The sequence below is a fragment of the Candidatus Electronema sp. JM genome, assembly GCF_048287415.1.
GTDB lineage: Bacteria > Desulfobacterota > Desulfobulbia > Desulfobulbales > Desulfobulbaceae > Electronema.
Genome location: NZ_JBLWEN010000016.1, coordinates 11665 through 30864, shown reverse-complemented (window position 1 = coordinate 30864; position 19200 = coordinate 11665). Strand labels below are relative to the sequence as shown.

General features: G+C 56.2%; 24 protein-coding genes and 1 pseudogene. 17 read left to right on the top strand and 8 right to left on the bottom strand.

Annotated features, from left to right (window positions below; translation table 11 throughout):
* Positions 1-85 precede the first annotated feature (85 nt).
* The 5 genes from ACNKH6_RS03935 to ACNKH6_RS03915 all read left to right on the top strand — a co-directional run bounded on the left by ACNKH6_RS03935 (position 86) and on the right by ACNKH6_RS03915 (position 2023).
* Positions 86-280, top strand: coding sequence for an AtpZ/AtpI family protein (locus ACNKH6_RS03935; protein WP_417914243.1), 195 nt, complete (start codon positions 86-88; stop codon positions 278-280).
* Positions 270-698: an ATP synthase subunit I gene (locus ACNKH6_RS03930; protein ID WP_417914242.1), complete on the top strand. Its 429-nt coding sequence runs from the start codon at positions 270-272 to the stop codon at positions 696-698. Before ACNKH6_RS03935 ends, ACNKH6_RS03930 begins: the two co-directional genes overlap by 11 nt.
* Before the next feature lie 3 nt (positions 699-701).
* Positions 702-1424 (top strand): F0F1 ATP synthase subunit A, encoded by a 723-nt coding sequence (gene atpB / locus ACNKH6_RS03925; protein WP_417914241.1) that lies wholly within the window; start codon positions 702-704, stop codon positions 1422-1424.
* Between the two features lie 67 nt (positions 1425-1491).
* Positions 1492-1755: an ATP synthase F0 subunit C gene (atpE, locus tag ACNKH6_RS03920; protein WP_417914240.1), complete on the top strand. Its 264-nt coding sequence runs from the start codon at positions 1492-1494 to the stop codon at positions 1753-1755.
* Between the two features lie 94 nt (positions 1756-1849).
* Positions 1850-2023, top strand: a complete 174-nt coding sequence (locus tag ACNKH6_RS03915) for a Trm112 family protein (RefSeq protein WP_417914239.1) — start codon at positions 1850-1852, stop codon at positions 2021-2023.
* On the opposite strand, the gene ACNKH6_RS03910 is transcribed toward ACNKH6_RS03915, so the two are convergent.
* From ACNKH6_RS03910 to ACNKH6_RS03880, 7 genes are all read right to left on the bottom strand, one after another.
* Complete coding sequence (locus ACNKH6_RS03910; protein WP_417914238.1) at positions 1983-2654, bottom strand: pimeloyl-ACP methyl esterase BioG family protein; 672 nt, start codon at positions 2652-2654, stop codon at positions 1983-1985. The genes ACNKH6_RS03915 and ACNKH6_RS03910 overlap by 41 nt on opposite strands.
* A complete protein-coding gene (locus tag ACNKH6_RS03905; protein ID WP_417914237.1) occupies positions 2651-3832 on the bottom strand; it encodes an aminotransferase class I/II-fold pyridoxal phosphate-dependent enzyme in 1182 nt (393 codons plus the stop codon). Before ACNKH6_RS03905 ends, ACNKH6_RS03910 begins: the two co-directional genes overlap by 4 nt.
* Before the next feature lie 45 nt (positions 3833-3877).
* Positions 3878-4729: a universal stress protein gene (locus tag ACNKH6_RS03900; RefSeq protein ID WP_417914236.1), complete on the bottom strand. Its 852-nt coding sequence runs from the start codon at positions 4727-4729 to the stop codon at positions 3878-3880.
* 123 nt (positions 4730-4852) lie between these two features.
* Entirely contained in the window at positions 4853-5998 is a 1146-nt protein-coding gene (locus ACNKH6_RS03895) for a hypothetical protein (protein ID WP_417914235.1), read from the bottom strand.
* Positions 5999-6088: 90 nt separating this feature from the next.
* Positions 6089-7585 (bottom strand): peptidoglycan DD-metalloendopeptidase family protein, encoded by a 1497-nt coding sequence (locus ACNKH6_RS03890; protein ID WP_417914234.1) that lies wholly within the window; start codon positions 7583-7585, stop codon positions 6089-6091.
* 261 nt (positions 7586-7846) lie between these two features.
* A complete protein-coding gene (locus ACNKH6_RS03885; RefSeq protein WP_417914233.1) occupies positions 7847-8266 on the bottom strand; it encodes a hypothetical protein in 420 nt (139 codons plus the stop codon).
* Between the two features lie 9 nt (positions 8267-8275).
* Positions 8276-8581, bottom strand: a complete 306-nt coding sequence (locus ACNKH6_RS03880; RefSeq protein ID WP_417914270.1) for a hypothetical protein — start codon at positions 8579-8581, stop codon at positions 8276-8278.
* On the opposite strand from ACNKH6_RS03880, the gene ACNKH6_RS03875 reads away from it, so the two are divergent.
* Genes ACNKH6_RS03875 through ACNKH6_RS03845 form a run of 7 tightly spaced genes read left to right on the top strand, consistent with a single transcriptional unit; the run spans position 8519 to position 13902 of the window.
* Positions 8519-9046, top strand: coding sequence for a shikimate kinase (locus tag ACNKH6_RS03875; RefSeq protein WP_417914232.1), 528 nt, complete (start codon positions 8519-8521; stop codon positions 9044-9046). The genes ACNKH6_RS03880 and ACNKH6_RS03875 overlap by 63 nt on opposite strands.
* Positions 9043-9669 carry a hypothetical protein gene (locus ACNKH6_RS03870; RefSeq protein ID WP_417914231.1) on the top strand — a complete coding sequence of 209 codons (627 nt, stop codon included), beginning with the start codon at positions 9043-9045 and terminating at the stop codon, positions 9667-9669. The genes ACNKH6_RS03875 and ACNKH6_RS03870 overlap by 4 nt, the downstream gene beginning before the upstream one ends.
* A 6-nt stretch (positions 9670-9675) precedes the next feature.
* The gene (aroC, locus tag ACNKH6_RS03865) at positions 9676-10758 is read left to right on the top strand and encodes a chorismate synthase (RefSeq protein ID WP_417914230.1); all 1083 of its coding nucleotides are present in this window, start codon (positions 9676-9678) and stop codon (positions 10756-10758) included.
* Positions 10759-10770: 12 nt separating this feature from the next.
* Positions 10771-11169 (top strand): type II toxin-antitoxin system VapC family toxin, encoded by a 399-nt coding sequence (locus tag ACNKH6_RS03860; RefSeq protein WP_417914229.1) that lies wholly within the window; start codon positions 10771-10773, stop codon positions 11167-11169.
* The gene (locus ACNKH6_RS03855; RefSeq protein WP_417914228.1) at positions 11166-11381 is read left to right on the top strand and encodes a prevent-host-death protein; all 216 of its coding nucleotides are present in this window, start codon (positions 11166-11168) and stop codon (positions 11379-11381) included. The genes ACNKH6_RS03860 and ACNKH6_RS03855 overlap by 4 nt, the downstream gene beginning before the upstream one ends.
* Positions 11382-11409: 28 nt before the next feature.
* Entirely contained in the window at positions 11410-13014 is a 1605-nt protein-coding gene (locus ACNKH6_RS03850) for a glycogen synthase (RefSeq protein WP_417914227.1), read from the top strand.
* 6 nt (positions 13015-13020) lie between these two features.
* Positions 13021-13902, top strand: coding sequence for a hypothetical protein (locus ACNKH6_RS03845; RefSeq protein ID WP_417914226.1), 882 nt, complete (start codon positions 13021-13023; stop codon positions 13900-13902).
* Here the strand turns inward: ACNKH6_RS03845 and ACNKH6_RS03840 are convergent, their stop codons facing one another.
* Complete coding sequence (locus tag ACNKH6_RS03840) at positions 13903-14652, bottom strand: M23 family metallopeptidase (RefSeq protein ID WP_417914225.1); 750 nt, start codon at positions 14650-14652, stop codon at positions 13903-13905.
* A gap of 276 nt (positions 14653-14928) precedes the next feature.
* Between ACNKH6_RS03840 and ACNKH6_RS03835 the strand changes: the two are divergent.
* The 5 genes and pseudogenes from ACNKH6_RS03835 to ACNKH6_RS03815 form a co-directional block, all read left to right on the top strand.
* A pseudogene (locus ACNKH6_RS03835) lies at positions 14929-15357 on the top strand (group I truncated hemoglobin); the annotation flags it as partial.
* An 84-nt stretch (positions 15358-15441) separates the two neighbouring features.
* Entirely contained in the window at positions 15442-16971 is a 1530-nt protein-coding gene (locus tag ACNKH6_RS03830) for a cytochrome c family protein (RefSeq protein WP_417914267.1), read from the top strand.
* 167 nt (positions 16972-17138) lie between these two features.
* On the top strand, positions 17139-17618 hold the full coding sequence (locus ACNKH6_RS03825; protein WP_417914224.1) for a hypothetical protein: 480 nt from the start codon (positions 17139-17141) through the stop codon (positions 17616-17618).
* A gap of 57 nt (positions 17619-17675) precedes the next feature.
* Positions 17676-18110: a FixH family protein gene (locus ACNKH6_RS03820; protein ID WP_417914223.1), complete on the top strand. Its 435-nt coding sequence runs from the start codon at positions 17676-17678 to the stop codon at positions 18108-18110.
* Positions 18111-18112: 2 nt separating this feature from the next.
* Positions 18113-19090, top strand: a complete 978-nt coding sequence (locus ACNKH6_RS03815; RefSeq protein WP_417914222.1) for a hypothetical protein — start codon at positions 18113-18115, stop codon at positions 19088-19090.
* The last annotated feature ends 110 nt before the right edge of the window (positions 19091-19200 follow it).

The following is a 19200-nucleotide window of genomic DNA, read 5'->3' as shown; positions in this document are numbered from 1 at the left end:
TTTGCCGTGCAGCCGTGCTATCAAATTGACTCACCCGAACCAACCGCAGAAAAAAGAAGAGAAAGGTATTCTTTCTGATCTAGCTATGTACAGTCAGAGCGGTATGGCCTTTGCTCTTTCTGTGCTGATCGGTTTTGGTTTTGGCTGGTATTTGGACAACAAGGTGTTTGTGGGCCGTACTGCGCCGTGGCTGAGTTTCATTTTTCTTGGCTTCGGCATTGCGGCGGGTTTCAAGCATCTCTGGGAGTTAAGCAGGAAGATCGCCAAGGATGACGACTGAGCCGGAGCAGAGGCAGGAGGATGATTATGTCCTTCTGCATCGGGTTGAGCAGTGCAGTCTGCTGGTCATTCTGTTGCTCGTGCTAGGCGGCGGATACCTGTCCGGCAGTCAGTTCGCGCGCTCAGCCTTGCTTGGTGGCGGCTTGTCGCTCGGCAGTTTTCTGCTGCTGAAGCGAACGATGATGCAATTGGTTAGCCGGATGGGTAGCCAAAATCCGGCGGCGGGCTTTGCCGTCAAATTTTATCTGCGTTTGCTCGTGCTGGCTATCCTGCTGGCGGTCTTGGGCATGAGCGTGCAGTTGCATCTGCTGGGTTTGCTTGCAGGATTGTCCACGGTGATGGTCAGCGTGATCAGCGTTGTTCTCGCCAAGGGCTTGACAGATTTTTCAGGAAAAGGAAAACACGTGAGAGGAGCATAGGTCATGGAGCATCCAATATTGTTTATTTCGGTGATTCTGAGCTGGATCGGCCTGCCGGTTCCGCATGGACCAATCGGCGCGACCTTGCTGGAGAAGCTCTGCGAGCCGTATCTGACTTACAGCTGGTTGCTGATGGCCTTCCTCTTTGTCGTGCCCAAGCTGACCTTGGGCAGCTTGGAGCTGGTGCCTGGCACTGGTCAGAATTTTTGGGAGGCTCTGATTGGCGGGCTAATGGACTTTTTTGCCGAGCACATGGGCCGGGAGAAGGCTAGGGTACTTTTTCCGGTGCTGGCGACCTTTTTCATCTACATTGCACTGGGCAACATGATCGGCCTGCTGCCCGGCTTCATGTCACCGACATCCAGCCTCAATATCACCTTGGCTATGACGCTCATCGTCTGGCTTTTTCATCATTTTCTCGGCTTTCGCGAGCACGGCTGGCATTACTACAAACATTTCACTGGGCCAATCCCGGCCATGGCTCCGTTCATGTTTGTTCTCGAGCTGATCGGCAATCTCGCCCGGCTGGTTTCACTGTCTATGCGTCTTTTTGGCAACATTCTCGCCAAAGAGATACTACTTGGCGTGCTCTTTATGCTGGCCGGTGCCATCTTTGCGCCGCTGCCGATACTTTGCCTCGGCGTGCTGGTCTCGCTGATTCAGGCGGTTGTTTTCGTACTACTCTCGGTCATTTACTGCGTTGGCGCGATGGAACACGCCCACTAACTTTGATCACCCAAAGGAAGAAGGCCAACTTTCTTTTATTTTTTCATCTCTTGGAGGTAGCACTGTCATGGACAAACTTTCTCTCGCATTAGTATGTTTTTCCGCCGCGACATCCATCGGGCTGACCGGCTTTGCCGCCGCTCTCGGCATGGGACGCGGCGTGGAGAGCGCGTGCAGCGGCATCGCCCGCAACCCGGAGGCCAAAGGGCCGATCACCACCGCCATGATCCTCGGCTTGGCATTGATTGAGTCCATCGCCATCTACGGTCTGGTCATCGCCTTCATCCTGCTTTTCGCCAACCCGTACAAGGCTGCGCTGATCGGCGGCTGATTTTCAGCAAGGCAAAAAAGGCCGCAGCTTTTTCAGGCTGCGGCCTTTTTTGTTTGGCGCATGTCATCAATTCGGAATATCCAGCCAACACACTATGATCAGTCAAAAACTCCTTGATATTATTGCCTGCCCCAAGTGCAAAGGGCCAGTTCAGCTTGCCGAAACCCAAGACAGCCTTGTTTGTCTGGCCTGTCAGCTTGTTTATGAAATCAGAGATGATATTCCGATCATGCTGTTGGATGAAGCCAAGCCGCTGCGGCAGAACTGAAGAAAGGAAAATGCGGCAAGGGCAGGATTTCGCAGCGGTCGCGGCCCCAGGCGCGGAGCTGATTGCGGGCTGGAAAAATTCGGTCGCGGCTGGTGACAATCCGGCGGCTGGAGATGTCCGGCGGCGCAGGCGAGCTGCGGCAGAGATCGCGCAGGCAGCGCAGTTCCTCGCGCAGCTCCTGCCAAGGCCGCTGCGGCCTGCGGGCGAGAAAATGCTCCGCATCTGCCTCGCTGTCAAACATTGAGCGGTAAAAATTTTCCAGTATCAGAGGCGAAAAATCATCCAGCATTGCCTCAAAGCTCTGCGCCGGAATGCCTTTTTGATCATCTATTGGGTTGAGCGTCCCGCCAATCGCTGTTGCGGTGCTGAACCGCAGCGCGGCAAAATGCGGCCCATGCTCGGCCAGCCACGCCGCCGCCCAGACTCCCATTGACCACGCCAGCAGATGCAGCGTTTTTTCCTGCGGCAGCGCGGCAAAGAGGCTGTCGTCTATGCTGCGATAATCATAGACCAGCAGCACATCCGCTTTGCCGAAATCCACATCCTGAAACGGCTCCGGCCCCATTCCCCAGCCTGCCAGGAAAAGCAGGCAATCCTTGCCGCCGCCGCGCGGGAGCCAGCAGCTTTTCATGACGAAACCGCCGCCGCAATCAGCTCCGGCAGGGCGGCAAGCTGCTCCCAATCTATATCCGCTGTCAGGGAAAGGCGGAGCCGTGCTGTGTTGCGTGGCACAGTTGGCGGCCTGACCGCATTCACCCAGAAGCCGTGCTCGCGCAGCCGGGCCGCTGCAGCCACAGCCTGCGCCGCATCACCGATCAGCACCGGGATAATCTGACTCTCGCCGCCGGTGGCCAGCCCCTTGTTGCGCAGGCCGCTGCGCAGTTGCTCCGCCAGACAGGATAGCTGCTTTCGTTCCTCCTGCATCGCCGTGATTTTCGGCAAAACGAAATTGAGCCAATGGATGCTGACCGGCGGCAGCGCAGTGGTGAAAATGAACGAACGGGCTGTGTTGACAAGAAAATCCCGGACAGCACGGCTGCACACGACAAACGCGCCTTGCCCGCCCCACGCCTTGCCGAAGGTGCCGATGAACAGGTCAATCCGCTCCAACACACCCTGTTCTTCCGCCAGCCCCAAACCGCATTCTCCGCGCACGCCGACTGCATGAGCCTCATCCACATACAGCATTGCGCCGTATTTGTCCTTCAAATCCGCCAGCAGGCGCAGATCAGCGCAGTCGCCGTCCATTGAGAAAATGGATTCGGTGACGATGAAAACCGTTTTTTCTGGGCTACAGTGCCGTTGCAGCAGGTGCTCCAGCGCGGCATAATCCAGATGGGGATAGCGGATGTGCCGGGCCGATGTCAGGCGCAGACCATCAATCAGGCTGGCGTGACAGAGTTTGTCGGCAAGGATAATGTCTTCTTTGCGGGCCAATGCAGGCAGCAGGCCGGTGTTGAGCTGCCAGCCGGAGTTAAAAAGCAGTGCGCTTTCCGTGCCGTAGAGCCGAGCCAGTGCATCTTCCAGCTCCTGATATTGCCTATGGCTGCCGGTCATCAGGCGGGACGCGCCGCTGCCGAGGCCGTATTGCGCCACAACGTCGCCAGCGGCAAGCCCGGCGTAAAAGTCCCGCAGCAACGCAGTGTTGCCGCTCAGGCCGAGATAATCGTTACCGGCAAGGTTGAGATACGTCTTGCTGTCCGCCGCAATCTTGCCTGCGCCCAGCGGCTCGGTCGGCACAAGACTGCGGCGCAAGTGCTGTTCATCCAGCAGGCGGAGCTGTTCATGAAGATGGAGAAAAGTTGGCATACGTTCTGAAAAAGGCGGCAGACCGCCGCCCTTGTGTTCGCTGGCTTACGCCCGTTTTTCCACCACCAGCACAGGACAATGGGCCTTGCCGATAACTTTTTCCGTGACATGCCCCATCAGCAGCTTGCTCAGTCCTTTGCCGTGGCCGCCGACTAAAATCATGTCCACGTTGCGTTCCAGTGCGGTGGCGGCGATCACGTCCGGCGCGTGTTTGCCCAGCAGGGCCAGCGGATGAAAGGCTGCATGAGCGACTTGCGCCGCGCCGCGCCTGCACGCCGCCTCAGTCAGCTCTTTGGCCTGATCCAGTTTTTCCGCTGTCGCGACCGAAACAAAGCAGATTTCTTTCAGCGTGGAGCAATGTTTGCCCATGCCGATGGCCTCTTCCACCGCCATTTCGCTGGCTTCGGAGCCATCCACCGCCACCAGAATCCGTTCGCCGCTGGCGGTGCTCTGCTGCGGCACGACCAGCACTCTTGGAAAACCGTGGCCGATCACTTTGGCGGTCATGCTGCCGACCAGCAGCTTGAGCAGACCCCGTCTGCCGTGGCGGCCCATGATCAGCAGGTCAGCGTGATGCTGGCGGGCCAGCTCAACGATTGTTTTATCCGGCTGATACGATTCCTCAAGCACCAGCTCGCATTCAATGCCATTGTCCTTGGCCATCTTGCGGATGTCCTCCAGATAGGCCTTGATCTCCTCGCTTGCCGGGTCCACGGAGACATACGCCGCCATCGCCGATTCAGATTCCGACTCAATTGGAATGATGTTCAGCACCACCAATTTGCTGCCGCAGCTCTGGGCTAAAAAAATCGCCTCCTGCACTGCGCCGTCGGTGCACGAAGAACCATCTGTCGCCAATGCGATGACTTCCGCTTGGCTGATCAGCCGTCCGCTCATAACGCCCTCCATTTCCGCATCTGGTTGAGAAGAGAAGCCTTTGCCCACAGCAAAGGTTTGCTCATCATAACGCTGCTGCCAAAAATAGCAAGCCGGATGCGCTGCCGCGTGGCAAATTCCGCCTTATTCCGCTGTGCGGACAGGTTCCCTGCGGCGGCGCACCCGCTCAAGTGCCTCTGCATAGGAGAGACGCAAATTCTGATCCACTTCTGCGTCATAGGCTTTCTGCAACGCCGCCATCGCTTGCGCCGGATCACTGGCTGCGGCCAAGGCGGCTGCGGCAATGGCCCGTTGCGCCGGGCTGCGCTCCGATTCACTTAAATAAGCCGCGCAGTGCTCCGCGTTGAAGGTGTCTCCGTTGGCATCCGCCCAGTTGTAGGCTGCCTGCGCCGCATCTTCAGCAGAAAGAATTTTTTCATCGCCAAGACGCATGATCACATCAAGCGTTTTTGGATCAGAATAGCTTTGCAAGGACTGCACCTGCTCGCGGATTTTTTCCTGATCGCTTTCCTTCGCAAGCAGTTCATAAACCATCTCCGGGTGTTTGACATCCTGAACCGCTGCAAGCACCTCCTCTGACTGCTGCGGAAGGCTGAACGCATCTGCCAGCCATTCGCCGATGCGTTTATCAGGATTGAGGCGGATCGCCTTTTTTATTTCGTATTGCAAATCTTCGGGCAGCTCTTGCAAAGAAAAATTGGGTTCTTCACCTTTCAAAATTTTGAGAAGCAACTCGGCTGATTCGCTGCTGTCCGCTCCGGCGAGCATCTGGCGCAGGCGGTCTGCCAAATCGTGCTGCTGGGTCTCGTTCGCCTCTTTCAGCACGTGCAGCAGGGAGAGAGTCTCTTCTGCGGTTTCCGGCTTGAGCCATGTTTGCGCCATCTTCACCTTGGCGGCTTCGTCGTTGGCCGGATCGTTGAGAAAGGAAAGAACGCGCTCGGCGCAGGCGGAATCTGCGCAGGGCTTGGGCGAAGGCTGCTCCGCAATTTCGGGCGGGGGATTATGTTCAGGTGCGACTGGCTGCTGCTCTTTTACTGTTTTATTCGCAGGGGTTTCAGCGGGAGAAGAGTCTGCGTTATCGGCAGCAACAGGATGATATTGCTGCGCAGAAGATGCGGCTGGCTGTTGCCGGGCAGTTGCACTTTCCGGGGCGGCAGGAAGCAACTCTTCTTGAGGAGAGAAGAGCTGGAAGGAAAAATAGCCGAAGGCCAGCGCGACGACGGCGAGGCTGGCTGCTATGGCAAAGAGCGTGCTGTTTTTTAGCTGCATACTCACCTCATGCTGAAAGAAAAAAGGACGGGAAACTTCTCCCCGTCCTCTGTGATGGTTTAGGCTGTTATACAGCGTAGCCTGTCTATCCTATTGGAGTGTAACAGGCATAGACTGGCACCACCATGAACTACATACCTGCTGTCTCTGAAAGTGCAAATGAGGTCCGTAGGTATATCCACTGAGACCTACCTTGCCGACAACTTGACCTTTTGCAACCGACTGACCAACGGAAACAGGCACAGAATTAGCTTGAAGATGGAGATACAATGTTGATGTCCCATCGGCATGATTTACTACAACATAATTTCCATCGTTAGCGCAAGAAGTATCTGGGCAATACTTTGTAGAGTCTTGCTTGATACTAGCTACAGTGCCTCCGGCCGAAGCGACGACCTCTGTTCCGAGAGGCATTCCAAAATCATAAGCATACTGTGCCTTTGGATCAGAATGAGATTGTGAATATGAGTAGGGGCCATTTTTATATGGATAGCCATAAGATATGCCCGCTGTAGTGAAGCTCCAAGCAGCACTCCATCCACTTGCGCTGTTGGTTGTACTATTATTTGCTCTTACGCGCCAGTAATAGGTGTGTCCTGAGAGGTTGAACGATGATCTGGCATATTGAGTTCCTGTCGTGGTTGCAGTAGAACATGTGCCATCGCATGTCATGCTTGATTCATTGAATCCACTAAAATTGCTGTTTTGACTAATGATAATCCGATAGTTCGTTGCACCTGGCGATGAATTCCACTGAAACGTGACCGCTGATACATTGGCACTACCGTTTACAGGATAAAGCAACGTAGGAGTAGATTGGGCTGTTGCCGTAAATGTTGCATATACTGCATAAGCACCTGTGCCTGTGCTATTGTAATGCCGTACTGCAATATAGTCAGTCCCAGCAGGTACCGATGCGGAAACACGGAAGTTCGCGTTGCCATTGTAGTCGTCATTACTGGCGAGATCAGTGCCGCTGGAGTTTTTCAGGATGCCGTAGGTATCCGTGCTGCCCGTGGTGTAAGCTGTCAGCGTTCCGCTGGATGGCACTTGAACACGGAAGTAATCCACGTCACCGGCGTTATTGATTACGCCAGAAACTCCGGTATTGAAATTGATGGCTGTTGCCGTGCTAATGCTGTTGCCGTGGTCATCCATCGCCGTGCTGCCGCTGAACTGATTGTTAAAGATGTAACTGCCGGTTCTGCTGCTGTTGTAATGCCGCACTGCAACATAATAGGTTCCAGCAGTCACCGTTCTGGAGATACGGAAGTTTGCATCGCTGGAATCATCGTTGCTGGCGAGATCAGTGCCGCTGGAATTTTTCAGGTAGCCGTAGGTATCTGTGCTGCCAGTGGTGTAAACCGTCAGTGTTCCGCTGGACGGTACCGAAATACGGAAGTAATCCCAATCTCCTGCATAACCAATTGCACCAGCCTTGCTGCTGTTCAGCGTAACCGATGTTGCCGTGCTGATGCTGTTGCCGTAATCAGGGCTTTCCGCCCATGCCCCTGCGGCAAATGCCGTCAGCACACAGAATGCGGCGCAGAACGCCGCCAACCAGTTGCCCTTGCTCCGTGCTCTCATTTTTCTTCTCCTTAACCGTGAAGGAATCCGGGAAACACTGCCGCCAGCCAGCCTGAACGACTGCATATCCAGTTTATATGGGGGGGGGGTATAACACATTTTTCAAGGAGATGCAATAAGAAAAATAAAGCATGTCGCACATTGTGGTGCTTGCGCCGGTGCAGAAGCAAAAATGACTTTTTTTACAAAAAAGAAAGTTTTCTTGAAATGGATATTTTTTACCCGCCAGCCGCATGACGTTGGGTAAAAAACACCCGCTCATCATTGCCCTTCCTTCTTCGGCGGCACTGCTTTGTTCTTTCTTCGGGTGATAATCAGATATTCAATCCAGCGGCTGAGAAAGCAGCCTCTCCGTCTTGGCAGGCGCACAGGGACTTTGAACTTCAGCTTGCCCGCAGGCGGTGGCGGCGGCGGTGCGCCAAGAGGAGGTGCTCCGCCACCTGCGGGCGGCGGGGCGGCGTTCGGCGGCTTGACGCTCGCCGCGCCTGTGACCACAATCAGCTTGGGCCGCTGCCCTTCTTTGGCTTCCGGCTTGACCGTTATTTCAAATTCAATATCGGCATCGCCGGTTTTTTCGCCCCGGTCGGGCACAATTTCGCCGTACAGCAACTGCTTCTGGGCATCCTCAACTGCGTCAACGATGTCCACCAGAGCTTCTTCTATGAAAGTTTTCAGCTCCATCAGCACTCCTTATTCGCCCGGCAATTCCTTCGCCGACTGCATTCCCAAATTTTTCAACGCCTCAGCGCGGTTGATCAGATTGCTGCGCGTATCGTACAGCTTTCCCGCCTCCTTGGCAATGAGCTGGCCATTGCGGTTCAGGTGCTTGCCGAGAAATGAAAAGTGCAGTAGTCTTACGCGCAGGCGCAGCGGCTCGGGAAAACGAAAAAATCGCCAGCGTCTTTTTCCTTCAACGTAGATGGTCTTTCCGGCATGGCGCAGCTCATTGTTCTCACAGGATTTCGGGCAACCGGCAAAACGGCGGTCGGACGGCATCTGGCCCGGCGTTTGGGCTGGGATTTCCTCGACACCGATGCCGAACTGACGGCCCGCATGGGCTGCTCAATCGCCGAGCTGGTGCGGCAGCAGGGCTGGGAGTTTTTCCGTGAACAGGAACGCCGCCTGCTGCATGAGCTGGCCGGGCGGCGGAATGTGGTGCTTGCCACTGGCGGCGGGGCCATTTTGCATCAGCGGGAATGGGAGCATCTGCGCAGGTCGGCGGTTGTGGTCTGGCTGCGGACGGACTTGGCTGCAACCTTGGCCCGGCTGCGGCAGGATGAGCACACCGCCGGACAACGGCCCCGCTTGCACGAGGAAGCTGCTGATTGGGAAGAGGAAACCGCCGCCCTGCTCGCCGAGCGGGAGCCGCTTTACCAGGTTGGTTCAGATTTGGTGATTGATACAGCGGGAAAAAGGGCGGAAGAATTGGCGGAATTGATTTTTAACATAACAATATTATGAAGGAAGCAACACCTTTGAAACGGCTGAGGCAAATTGTTTCACTTGGAGCCTTGGCTCTCGCCATTGTGCATATTATCTGGCCTCTATTAGCAATAGATGCCGTTGCGCTTGCTTTGATCGTTATTGCTATTCTTCCATGGCTTGCTCCGTTGATCAAATCCCTTGAACTGCCCGGAGGCTGGAAAGTTGAATTTCAAGAACTTCAACAAGCCGCATTACGTGCTGAATCCGCTGGATTGCTTTCAGATGCCCCTGCCCAGAAAGAGGATGCTGCTTTCTTATTTCAGTCAATCGCTTCTCGCGATCCTAATTTGGCATTAGCTGGATTAAGAATAGAAATAGAAAAGAGGCTGTCATTGTTGATAGAGATTCATAGTATCGAATTACGTCATAAAGTTAGTGTTGGGCAGATGCTTAGAATTCTCACGCAGACTGAAGTCATAACTAGCGAAGAACGATCAATTCTTTTAGATATGGTGAATATGCTCAACGCCGCAGCGCATGGAGCAGAGGTCGATAGTCGCGCTGCTAATTGGGCAATTGAAATCGGTCCACGTCTTCTTGCTTCGCTTGATAAAAGAATTGCTGAAGCAAAAGAACAGATAGCAAAATCAAAACAATAAAATATCATGGCGGGAAACACCTTCGGCACCCTGTTCAGGGTGACAACATGGGGCGAGTCGCACGGCACCGCCCTTGGCGCGGTCATTGACGGCTGTCCGCCGGGCCTTGACTTGATCCCGGAAATAATTCAGCAGGAGCTGGAGCGCAGGCGGCCCGGCAAGGGCGGCGCAACCTCGCCTAGGCAGGAACCGGACAAGGTTGAAATTATGTCCGGCATTTTTCAGCCGGAAGGCGCGGCCTGCCCGAAAACCACCGGCACGCCGATCTCGCTGGTGATATTCAACAAGGACGCGCACTCCAAATCCTACAGCGATTTGCAGGAGATATACCGGCCCGGCCACGGTGATTTCAGCTATCAGGCTAAATACGGCATCCGCGACCACCGGGGCGGCGGGCGGGCCTCGGCGCGGGAGACGGCGGCGCGGGTGGCGGCGGGCGCAGTTGCCAAACAGCTCCTCAAGCAGTACAATATACAGGTGCTGGCCTATACGGTCGCGCTGGGCGGCATCGTCGCGCAAGAGCGTGATTTGTCCATCATTGGTGAAAACAGCCTTTTCTGCCCGGACCGCGAGGCCGCAGCGCGGATGGAAGAGCGCATCGTTGAAGTGCGCGAGCTGGGCGACACGCTGGGCGGCATCGTTGAAATCCGGGCCAACTGCCCCGCTGGTCTGGGCGAGCCGGTGTTTGACAAGCTGGATGCGGAGCTGGCCCGCGCGCTGATGTCCATCGGCGCGGTGAAAGGCGTGGAAATCGGCGCAGGCTTCCGGGCGGCGGCAATGCTCGGCTCGGAGAACAACGACCCGCTTGCGCCGGAAGGCTTCCTCAGCAACAACGCTGGCGGCATCCTCGCCGGAGTCAGCAGCGGCCAGGAGCTGCTCATGCGGGTTGCGGTCAAGCCGATTCCGTCCATCCGCAAGGAGCAGCAGACGGTCACCCGCAGCAACGAGCCGACAACGATCAAAATCGGCGGGCGGCACGACATCTCCGCCATTCCGCGCATCATTCCGGTCTGCGAGGCGATGGTGCGGCTGGTGCTGGCGGATCAGCTCTTGCGGCAGATGGCGGTGCGGGGGATTCAGTCATTTTAATTTTGCCAGAAAATGCAGCTTGTCGCAGACACAAATATTTTCTTGGCCGCCGCTCTTGATGAACCAGAGAAGGCGCATATCATCAGGGCGACAATCGGTGCCGAAATTGTTTCGCCGGAGCTGCTGCCCTACGAGCTTGGCAATGCGCTGTCGGCTTTGGTGAAACGGAATCGTTTGTCCGCTGAAGAAGCGCATTCTGCGTTCAGGATTGCTTCGTTGATCCCTGTCAGGCTGATTCCTGTGACAATTGATGACGCTTTGCGTCTTGCTTGCGCATATAAAATGTATGCTTATGACGCATATTTTTTGCAATGCGCAAGACAGTTGCAATGCCCGCTGCTCTCGCTGGACAGAAAAATGAAGCAGGTTGCAAACGATCTCGGCATAAAGACTTTGGAACTGTCTCCATGAAGACATTCAGCTATATTGAGGCAGCAAAAAATTTCTCTGACTTGCTTAACCTTGCCTGTTCGGAAGAAATTGAGATCATCAGAGATGGGGTTGTTTTTTCTGTGGTGTCCAAAGAAAAAAGGCCAGCATCGCCTTTTGATGTCCTTGGAATACGGACGAACGTGACAAGCGAAGATATCTTGAATGCGGTCAGCGAATCGCGGTCACGCTGATTGCTTGCTGACGAACGCAAAGGTGAATATGGAAGAACGAAAAGTCGAGCGCGTCCTGATGGTCAGCCGGGAGTACGAGGGGCTGGCCGGAGCGGGCGGGGTGAAGGATGTCTGCCGCCAGCTCGCCGAGGCCTTGGCGCAGCATGGCGGCTGCGACGTGCGGGCCGCGCTGCCGCTCTACGGCTTCATGGATGCCGCCGCGCTGGGCTTTGAGCGGCTGCCGCTGCCTTGCCGAGATGCCGCCGGAAAACCCGCCTTCAGCTTCGAGGTGGACATGAACTATCCGGGGCGTGAGCGGCGCGAGGAGGTCAGCGTCTGGCAGCGCAACATCCGGGGCGTGATCGTCTATCTGCTCGATTCCAAACGCTTTACCGAGAAGCACGGGGTTTATACCTACACCGCCGATGAGGAGACGCAGAAAAGCTGGCAGCAGGCCGGAGCCGGGCATTACGACTACTTCGCCATGAACATCCTCCTCCAGAAGGCCGCGCTGGAGCTGTTGATTTTGCTTGATTTCCGCCCGGACATCATTCACGGCCACGACGGCCACGCCGCTGTTCTGCCCGCGATGATGCGGGAAAATCAAGGCTGGCGGCATTGGTTCTGCCGCACCGGCGCGGCGGTGACCATCCACAACGCGGGCATGGGTTATCATCAGGAAGTGGCGGACATCGAGTTCGCCGAGGCAGTGACTTCCCTGCCGCCCTCAGCAGTGCGCTCCGGAATTTTCAACAACTGCTTCGATCCCTTCGCCGCCGCCGCGAGCTACGCGGTGATGAACACGGTCAGCGAGAACTACGCCCGCGAGCTGCAAAAAAGCGAGGAGGACAGCCGCACCGGCTGGCTCGGTCATCATCTCCTGCGCAAAGGCGTGACGCTGGCAGGCATCACCAACGGCATCAACCCGGAGGATTTCAATCCCCGCGAGGCCGAGAAGCTGGGCTTGGATGCGCCCTTTGATCCAGCTTCGGGCGACCTGCACGGCAAGCGCGTCTGCAAGGAGCGGCTGCTGGCGGCCTGCGGCGAGGGACAGCATTGGAATAAAGTAACGCAACACGGCAGTCTGCGCCCGGAGCCGGATTTGCCCCTCTTCACCTTCATCGGCAGGCTGACCGCGCAAAAGGGCGTGGATGTGCTGCTCAAGGCCCTGATTCTCTTGGCCGCCACCGGCGAAACCGGCTTCCAGACCCTGATTCTCGGCAGCGGCGAGAAATATTTAGAGGAGCATCTGAAAGAAATGGCCGAAGGCGGCGGGCGGCTCTGCTTCCTCCAAGGCTACGCCCCGGCCTTGGCCAACCGGATTTACGCCGCCGGAGATTTCTTTCTCATCCCCTCGCTCTATGAGCCTTGCGGCCTGACCGACTACATCGCCCAGCTCTTCGGCAATCTGCCGGTGGTGCGCCATGTCGGCGGCTTGGTCAAGGTGCTGGACGGCGAGACCGGCTTCGCTTACAAGGAGCACGCCCCGGAAGCCTTGGCTGCGGCCATGCAGCAGGCATTGGCCCTGCACCGCAGCGACCCAGCCCGGCTGGACGCGATGCGACGGGCCGCAGTCGCCCACATCCATGAGCGGCACACCTGGGAGCGAGTGATGCAGGACTACCTTGCTCTCTACCGGCAGGCCCTGCGCTGAACGGCGATGTCCGCCTTTCTCCAGCCAGCTTTCCGCAGCACCTTGCGCGTCAACTGGTTTGAACGGCAGCGGGATTTTTTCGTCCGCCAATTCTTTGCCGATTTTTTCAACCTGATGCTTTCATTTCAGGAGCTGTACCGCTCCTACTGCATCTGCCGCACCACCCGGCGCGACGGCTCGTCCTGCTGCCTCTTAGTCAGCAGCGAGCAGCATGAGCAATGCAGCATCTGGGATCAGCTTGCGGTGCTGGTCGGCACGGAAATGGAAAAAGGCCCGCTCTGGCTGCTGAAAGACCTTGGCCAGCAGATTTGGCCGGATGGCGGGCCGACGCAGAAAATTGAAGATTCGCTGATCGAGTGGTTAGTCAGCTCAATTTTTCATGAGGCCGTGAAGCTGAAAGAGGATGTGCATATCCTCAACAGCTACAGCTCCGCCGCCTTCTGGAGCGGCAGCCCAACGCGGCATTTTGGGCACTTGCCGCAGATCATGGACCGCAAAGGGCTGATTCAGCGGGTGGCTGTGGATGTCATGCGGCAGATGGAGCAGCTTGCGCTGCTGTTCGGTCAGGCCAGCAACATGCTCCGCACTTTGCTTCCCACCTTGTCCGGCAACATCCTGCTGGTCCGTTTTTTAGTGGAGCGAGAGGATATCGTCGAGGAACTGTGGAGCGAAAGTTTATGCTCTGTTTTTCAGGACATGTTCGACCAAGCGAGCCAAGGCTTCTGCGCCGCTGGCCGAAGCTACATGAGCGGCCAGTGGCACACCCGCGCCCTGATCATGTACCGCCGTGCCTTGGAGCTAGACTGCGGCTGCGCTGAAGCGGCGGCGAAAGTGGACGAGCTGCAACTGCTCATCCAGCAGACCGGCGGCTGTCTGGGAGCGGCCTAATCATTCGGTCAGGCGCATGCCTGGCGGCCAGCCTGAGCGTTTGGGAGCTGCTGCCTTTACGCCGCCGCCCAGCTCAGTGACGTTTTTTACCGCCTGCCGCTGCGGAGTGATGGTGACAAAGGGCGGCGCGAGGGTGTGACGGCGCATCGTGTCAGCCGGGCCGTTTGAGACCACGAACATGCCGTTGCCGCTGGGATTCACCGGCGGAATGACAATGCCGCCGGACAGCTCCAGCCAGCCTATGGCACTTTCAATATGCAGATGCGGCTTCCAGCCGCCTGTGCCGCCCAGTTCCGCAATTTTTTCTCCAGCCCGCACTGCCCCGGCGCGAACAATTTTTTTCAGGTGCGCCAAGAAAAGTCGTTCGCCGCCGTCCTGCTTCCGCCATTCAAGTGAATAGCCCCACGCATCGGTGTTGCGGTGGATTATCGCTACGTTGCCGTCTTCCGGGGCGAAGAGGGGCAGTCCTTCGTCATCGTCGCTGCCTGCGCCGATATTGATGTCCACCACCTGTTCCGGGCGGTTGCCGTAGTAGCTGGGATGGGTGCCGTACTTCGGATGGCCAATATAGGTCGCGGCCTGATAGACCAGCCCTTTTGCCAAGATATTCCCTTGAGTCGCCTCTGCCGGAGCGGCAAGCAGAAACAGCGCGGAAAGGAGAAGCAGCAAAGTCCGCCAAGCAGCGGATGCCGGTCTGCGTTCTGCCGGTTCAAATGACTGAACTGTGGTCTGGTCGGCTCCGGTTTTCATGCTGAACAAACTGAGAATGAGAAAAGCCAGTTGACGGAGAAGCTGGTTAACTATAGCAAAAAGCATGGGCTTTTAACAACTTGTTTTTCGCTCCGGCAGCCCTGTGCTCTGCTGAAAAAAAGCAGAGAAAAAAACTTGTACCTTTTTTTTTGCCTCCCCTATAATACGAACAGTTAGTACTACAAAAAATGTTTTCCATCAATGGGAGGAGGAGTCATGAGTAAGAAGCGCATAGGGTTCATTCTCTGCCTGTCAGCGGGTTTGGCCGCGACAGCAGTGTCTGGATTCGCCGGCAAGGCCGGTACACCAAAGCAGACCGGCGACCAAGCCGGGCAAGAGCAGGCAGCATCTTTATACGAGCAGCTTGGCGGCGCAGCAGCCATTGATGCGGCTGTGGATTTGTTCTACAGCAAAGTGTTAGCGGATTCGCGGGTCAACGGCTTCTTTCAAGGCGTTGACATGAACCGCCAGCGGGCGATGCAGAAAGCCTTCCTGACGTTCGCCTTTGGTGGGCCGAACAATTATAAAGGCAGAGATTTGCGGGCAGCCCATGCGCATCTGGTGGCCAGAGGGCTGAACGACACGCACTTCGACATCATCCTTGAGCATCTGGGCGCAACCCTGAAAGAGCTGGGCGTGAAGGATGAGCTGATTCAGCACGCCGCCAAGGTGGCCAACAGCGTCCGCAACGACATCCTCGGTAAGAATCCGGTTGATGCCAAACCCGGCCAGAACGACAGCGGAGCCAAGCCTGCTCAAAATCCAACACAGAGCCAGACTGCGCCGCTGATGCCGCCTTATACACCGCCGCAGCCCAGCGTCATGCCGCCTAATCCGAACGAGGTGGATAAAGAGCTGGCCAATGTCTGGAGCCAGCCCTACACTCGGTACAGCGAGGAGCAGCTAAAAAAATATCCATTTTATCCGTCCAATATTCAGTTTGAAAACAACGGCGTGCCGTTTGTCGCACCTTCAGTTTTCACCTGCGCAGGCTGTCATCCGCAGCAATATGAGGACTGGCAAGGCTCTATGCACGCGCAGGCGTTCCGCGATCCGATCTATCTTGGTGAGCTGAATCTGGCGGTCAAAGCGGTGGGCAAAGGAATCACCAAGCAGTGCGAAGGCTGTCACACGGCGGCGGCGGTGGTTTCCGGCGATCTGCCAGAGGAATTCGACTTCAAGAAGCTGTCTGATCTTGCCAAGGCAGGCGTGTCCTGTGATGTCTGCCATTCGATCAAGCGGCACACGCATTGGGAGACTCCCTCACATGAGCCGGAGAATGGCTCGTATGTGCTCTCGCCAGGCAGAAAAGATGAGAAGACTGGCCAAGGCATCCGTACTAAATATGGCCCCTTCGCTAACTATAACGGTTGCGGCGGCGGCTTCCATGAGTGCGTGGAATCACCTCTGCATCTGCGGGCCGAACTGTGCGCAGGCTGCCATCAGGTCTTCCATTATAAAGAACATACGCCGCTTGAGCATACTTACGCTGAATGGAAGCGGAGCATGTATGCCGTCAACGGCATTCAATGCCAAGACTGTCACATGGTTGATATCGAGACCTTCAAGCGGTCTGCCGATACCTTCCAAAAGCCGACACGGCAGGAGTACCGCCATTTCTTCAACGGCGCCAACTTCACCATGTATTTCCTGGAGGAGCTGCGGGCCAAGAAGATGGGCGATGAGAAGCTGGCTGCTAATGCCCACAAGAAATATGAAATGGCTGTAGCCAGACTGAAAGCTGCCGCTGAAATTGACATCACCCCGATTTATGACACAAATGGCGAGCTGTCCAAGGTCAAAGTGCGGGTGCATAACAACCGCTGCGGTCATTCCATGCCCACTTCGCTGACCAACATCCGCCAGATGTGGCTTGAAGTGCTTGCCACCGATGAAAAGGGCAAGGTTGAAATTCGGAGCGGATTTATCAAAAAATCAGGCCCGAATAAAGGCGATCTTGATGAGAACACCTATGTTTTCAACTCGGACGGTATGGATCATCACATGAAGTTTGCAGTTGATCCGTGGGAGATTGTCTCCTTCTCCCGGCATGACATCATTCCGCCCAAGGGCTACCGTGATGTGTACTACACCACCCTTGGTGATCATAAGACCCATAAGGTCACCTTCCGCGCTAAACTGCGCTGGCGAGCTGCTGACCAGAAGGTGGCTGCAAAGCTGCTGACTAATCAGCCGAAAGGTTTCGACCTGACTGAGGTCTATGGCTTGACCGAAGTGCCTGAGCTGCCGGTGGTGGATATGGCTGACAAGACTATAACCTTCAGCACCAAGGGCACACCAACCCCGGCTGAACATTGACCTGTGACTGACCAGAACCGCGCGCTGCGGTTCTTATGAACTGGTGAATACTGCCCGCCCTGCTCCTGAAAAAGGAGCAGGGCGGTGTTGTTTTCAGCTTGCCCTTTGCGGCAGTTCTGCTCATACTTTACGAAGAGTTCCTTATTTTTTCTCTCAAGGTGATCGCTATGAATTGGAAAAGAGCAGTGCTGGGTGTTGCGGCAGTGTCTCTGGTTTTGGCGGCCAGCGCGTTTGGCCAAAAGGATGCGCCGCCTGCACAGGAAGGCGGTCGTCCACAGCCGCCGTCGGAAGCGTTTGCGGCGTGCAAGGATAAACAAGAAGGCGACAAAGCCGAGCTGACTGGACCGCAGGGGCAGAAAATCACCGGCACCTGCGTCAAGCATGGTGAGCAGCTCTTCCTCCGCCCTGATCATCCGCCGCAACGCGAAGGACAAGGCGGCCAAGAAGGTCGTCCACAGCCGCCGTCGGAAGCGTTTGCGGCGTGCAAGAATAAACAAGAAGGCGACAAAGCCGAGCTGACTGGACCGCAGGGGCAGAAAATCACCGGCACCTGCGTCAAGCAAGGAGAGCAACTCGTCCTCCGTCCTGATCATCCGCCCAAAGAAGGTGGCGGCGCGGGCGGACCGAAACGGCAGCAAGGGCAATAATTCTGCTAACGAGGCGGGGTTGCCCCGCCTTCTTTTTTCCTTCTTCCAACAGAAATCATGAAACACTGCTTTGCAACACGAGGACTTCAAGTCGCCGCGCTTCTGCTGTTTTTCTTCATGGCCGCGCTTCCTCTTCATGCGGAAGACAAATACGAGCCGCTGCCCGGCGAAGGAAAAAAAGTCGCCATAGGCACTGACTATTCTTTTGTCTATAAATTTGCGCAGAAACCAGCTTTGGGCATCTCAATTCTCAAGATTGAGGTGGCGGACAAAGACGGCAAGAAGGATTCCTCGCTCAAAATCACTGCTGATTCCGGGATGCCGTCCATGCCCGGCCATCATGATTCCGGTGAAGTGGAATTCAAGAAAAATAAAGAGGGCGATTATGTCACGCCGGTGGATGTGGTCATGCCCGGCGGCTGGGCGGTGAAGCTCGTTTTCCGCAAGGATGACAAGGTGCTGTATCGCGGCATCATCAGCTTCGATATCTGATCATGCGCGCCCTGACCGCCGCCCTGCTCGCCTCGCTGCTTCCTGCATCCGCCTTGGCTTCCAGCCGCCTGCTTTATTTTGAGGCCCAAGGCGTGGCCGGATATTCCGCAAAGGAGGATGGCATCATTTTTCATTCGGAAAGCAGTGAAGACGTGATGCAAAAATCCTCAGTTGGCTTTGACTTCATCCAGCGGTTGTCCGGCGAGACCGGCGATTTCGGCATGATCGCGGTGCAGGGCAGGCTGGCCTATGATCCTGATGCCGAGGACGAGCTGGAGCCGCAGCTTTACAACGCCTATTACAAGCACAAGGCGGGCTGGGCGGATGTCTGGGCTGGGCACAACCGGCCTGCACTTGGCCTGTCCTCGGTGCTGGACACGCACGCCCTGCTCCTGCCAACCATCACAATGGACGGCTTCGGCTTTGACCGCGACTGGGGTTTCGGCGCGAACCACGATCTCTCCTGGGGCAACATCAGCGCATCCGTCACCACCGGCAGCGGAATGCCGCTCCGCTTTGAGGGCAACTATCTCGCCTCAGCGCGGATCAGCAACGGCTTTCTCAATCAGGACAATTACAGCCTCGGCTTCTCGCTGGCGCACGGCGAAACTCTGCACACGATGGGCTATGAAGTGATGCACGACGAGCCGATGGAACTGTCCTTGGCCGGGCTGGATTGTTCCTATCTGTTCGATAATTACGAGGCCCGCTTTGAGGCGATGGGCGGCACGCTGATGGACCAGGATGCCTATGCCGTTTTCGCCCGCTTCGGCGTAAATCTGCTTGATGAAGGCCGCCTGAAGTTGGAAATCCAGCCGGAATACAGCAAGATTGGCGATGCGGACGGCTTCCAATTCGCCGCTGGGCCGACCTATCAGCTCACAGACGAACTCACCTTGCGGGCCATGTATCAGCACGATGAGCTGGCCGACGAGAACCGGGCGGTGGTGCAGATTTATTATTACAGCAAGATATTGTGATTTTTCGTAGGGGCGGTTTGCGAACCGCCCCTACAGAACGTGCTGTTTCTGTATTTTTCCTATTTGCTCATAGGAAATTCCTATGAGCAAACAGTCCGCGCCTATTTCCT

Excerpts from the sequence above, each read along its gene's own strand:
- ACNKH6_RS03935 (WP_417914243.1), top strand. The coding sequence starts at position 86 with ATGTACAGTCAGAGCGGTATGGCCTTTGCTCTTTCTGTGCTGATCGGT.
- ACNKH6_RS03930 (WP_417914242.1), top strand. The coding sequence starts at position 270 with ATGACGACTGAGCCGGAGCAGAGGCAGGAGGATGATTATGTCCTTCTG.
- atpB (WP_417914241.1), top strand. The coding sequence starts at position 702 with ATGGAGCATCCAATATTGTTTATTTCGGTGATTCTGAGCTGGATCGGC.
- atpE (WP_417914240.1), top strand. The coding sequence starts at position 1,492 with ATGGACAAACTTTCTCTCGCATTAGTATGTTTTTCCGCCGCGACATCC.
- ACNKH6_RS03915 (WP_417914239.1), top strand. The coding sequence starts at position 1,850 with ATGATCAGTCAAAAACTCCTTGATATTATTGCCTGCCCCAAGTGCAAA.
- ACNKH6_RS03910 (WP_417914238.1), bottom strand. The coding sequence starts at position 2,654 with ATGAAAAGCTGCTGGCTCCCGCGCGGCGGCGGCAAGGATTGCCTGCTT.
- ACNKH6_RS03905 (WP_417914237.1), bottom strand. The coding sequence starts at position 3,832 with ATGCCAACTTTTCTCCATCTTCATGAACAGCTCCGCCTGCTGGATGAA.
- ACNKH6_RS03900 (WP_417914236.1), bottom strand. The coding sequence starts at position 4,729 with ATGAGCGGACGGCTGATCAGCCAAGCGGAAGTCATCGCATTGGCGACA.
- ACNKH6_RS03895 (WP_417914235.1), bottom strand. The coding sequence starts at position 5,998 with ATGCAGCTAAAAAACAGCACGCTCTTTGCCATAGCAGCCAGCCTCGCC.
- ACNKH6_RS03890 (WP_417914234.1), bottom strand. The coding sequence starts at position 7,585 with ATGAGAGCACGGAGCAAGGGCAACTGGTTGGCGGCGTTCTGCGCCGCA.
- ACNKH6_RS03885 (WP_417914233.1), bottom strand. The coding sequence starts at position 8,266 with ATGGAGCTGAAAACTTTCATAGAAGAAGCTCTGGTGGACATCGTTGAC.
- ACNKH6_RS03875 (WP_417914232.1), top strand. The coding sequence starts at position 8,519 with ATGGCGCAGCTCATTGTTCTCACAGGATTTCGGGCAACCGGCAAAACG.
- ACNKH6_RS03880 (WP_417914270.1), bottom strand. The coding sequence starts at position 8,581 with ATGCCGTCCGACCGCCGTTTTGCCGGTTGCCCGAAATCCTGTGAGAAC.
- ACNKH6_RS03870 (WP_417914231.1), top strand. The coding sequence starts at position 9,043 with ATGAAGGAAGCAACACCTTTGAAACGGCTGAGGCAAATTGTTTCACTT.
- aroC (WP_417914230.1), top strand. The coding sequence starts at position 9,676 with ATGGCGGGAAACACCTTCGGCACCCTGTTCAGGGTGACAACATGGGGC.
- ACNKH6_RS03860 (WP_417914229.1), top strand. The coding sequence starts at position 10,771 with ATGCAGCTTGTCGCAGACACAAATATTTTCTTGGCCGCCGCTCTTGAT.
- ACNKH6_RS03855 (WP_417914228.1), top strand. The coding sequence starts at position 11,166 with ATGAAGACATTCAGCTATATTGAGGCAGCAAAAAATTTCTCTGACTTG.
- ACNKH6_RS03850 (WP_417914227.1), top strand. The coding sequence starts at position 11,410 with ATGGAAGAACGAAAAGTCGAGCGCGTCCTGATGGTCAGCCGGGAGTAC.
- ACNKH6_RS03845 (WP_417914226.1), top strand. The coding sequence starts at position 13,021 with ATGTCCGCCTTTCTCCAGCCAGCTTTCCGCAGCACCTTGCGCGTCAAC.
- ACNKH6_RS03840 (WP_417914225.1), bottom strand. The coding sequence starts at position 14,652 with ATGAAAACCGGAGCCGACCAGACCACAGTTCAGTCATTTGAACCGGCA.
- ACNKH6_RS03830 (WP_417914267.1), top strand. The coding sequence starts at position 15,442 with ATGCCGCCTTATACACCGCCGCAGCCCAGCGTCATGCCGCCTAATCCG.
- ACNKH6_RS03825 (WP_417914224.1), top strand. The coding sequence starts at position 17,139 with ATGAATTGGAAAAGAGCAGTGCTGGGTGTTGCGGCAGTGTCTCTGGTT.
- ACNKH6_RS03820 (WP_417914223.1), top strand. The coding sequence starts at position 17,676 with ATGAAACACTGCTTTGCAACACGAGGACTTCAAGTCGCCGCGCTTCTG.
- ACNKH6_RS03815 (WP_417914222.1), top strand. The coding sequence starts at position 18,113 with ATGCGCGCCCTGACCGCCGCCCTGCTCGCCTCGCTGCTTCCTGCATCC.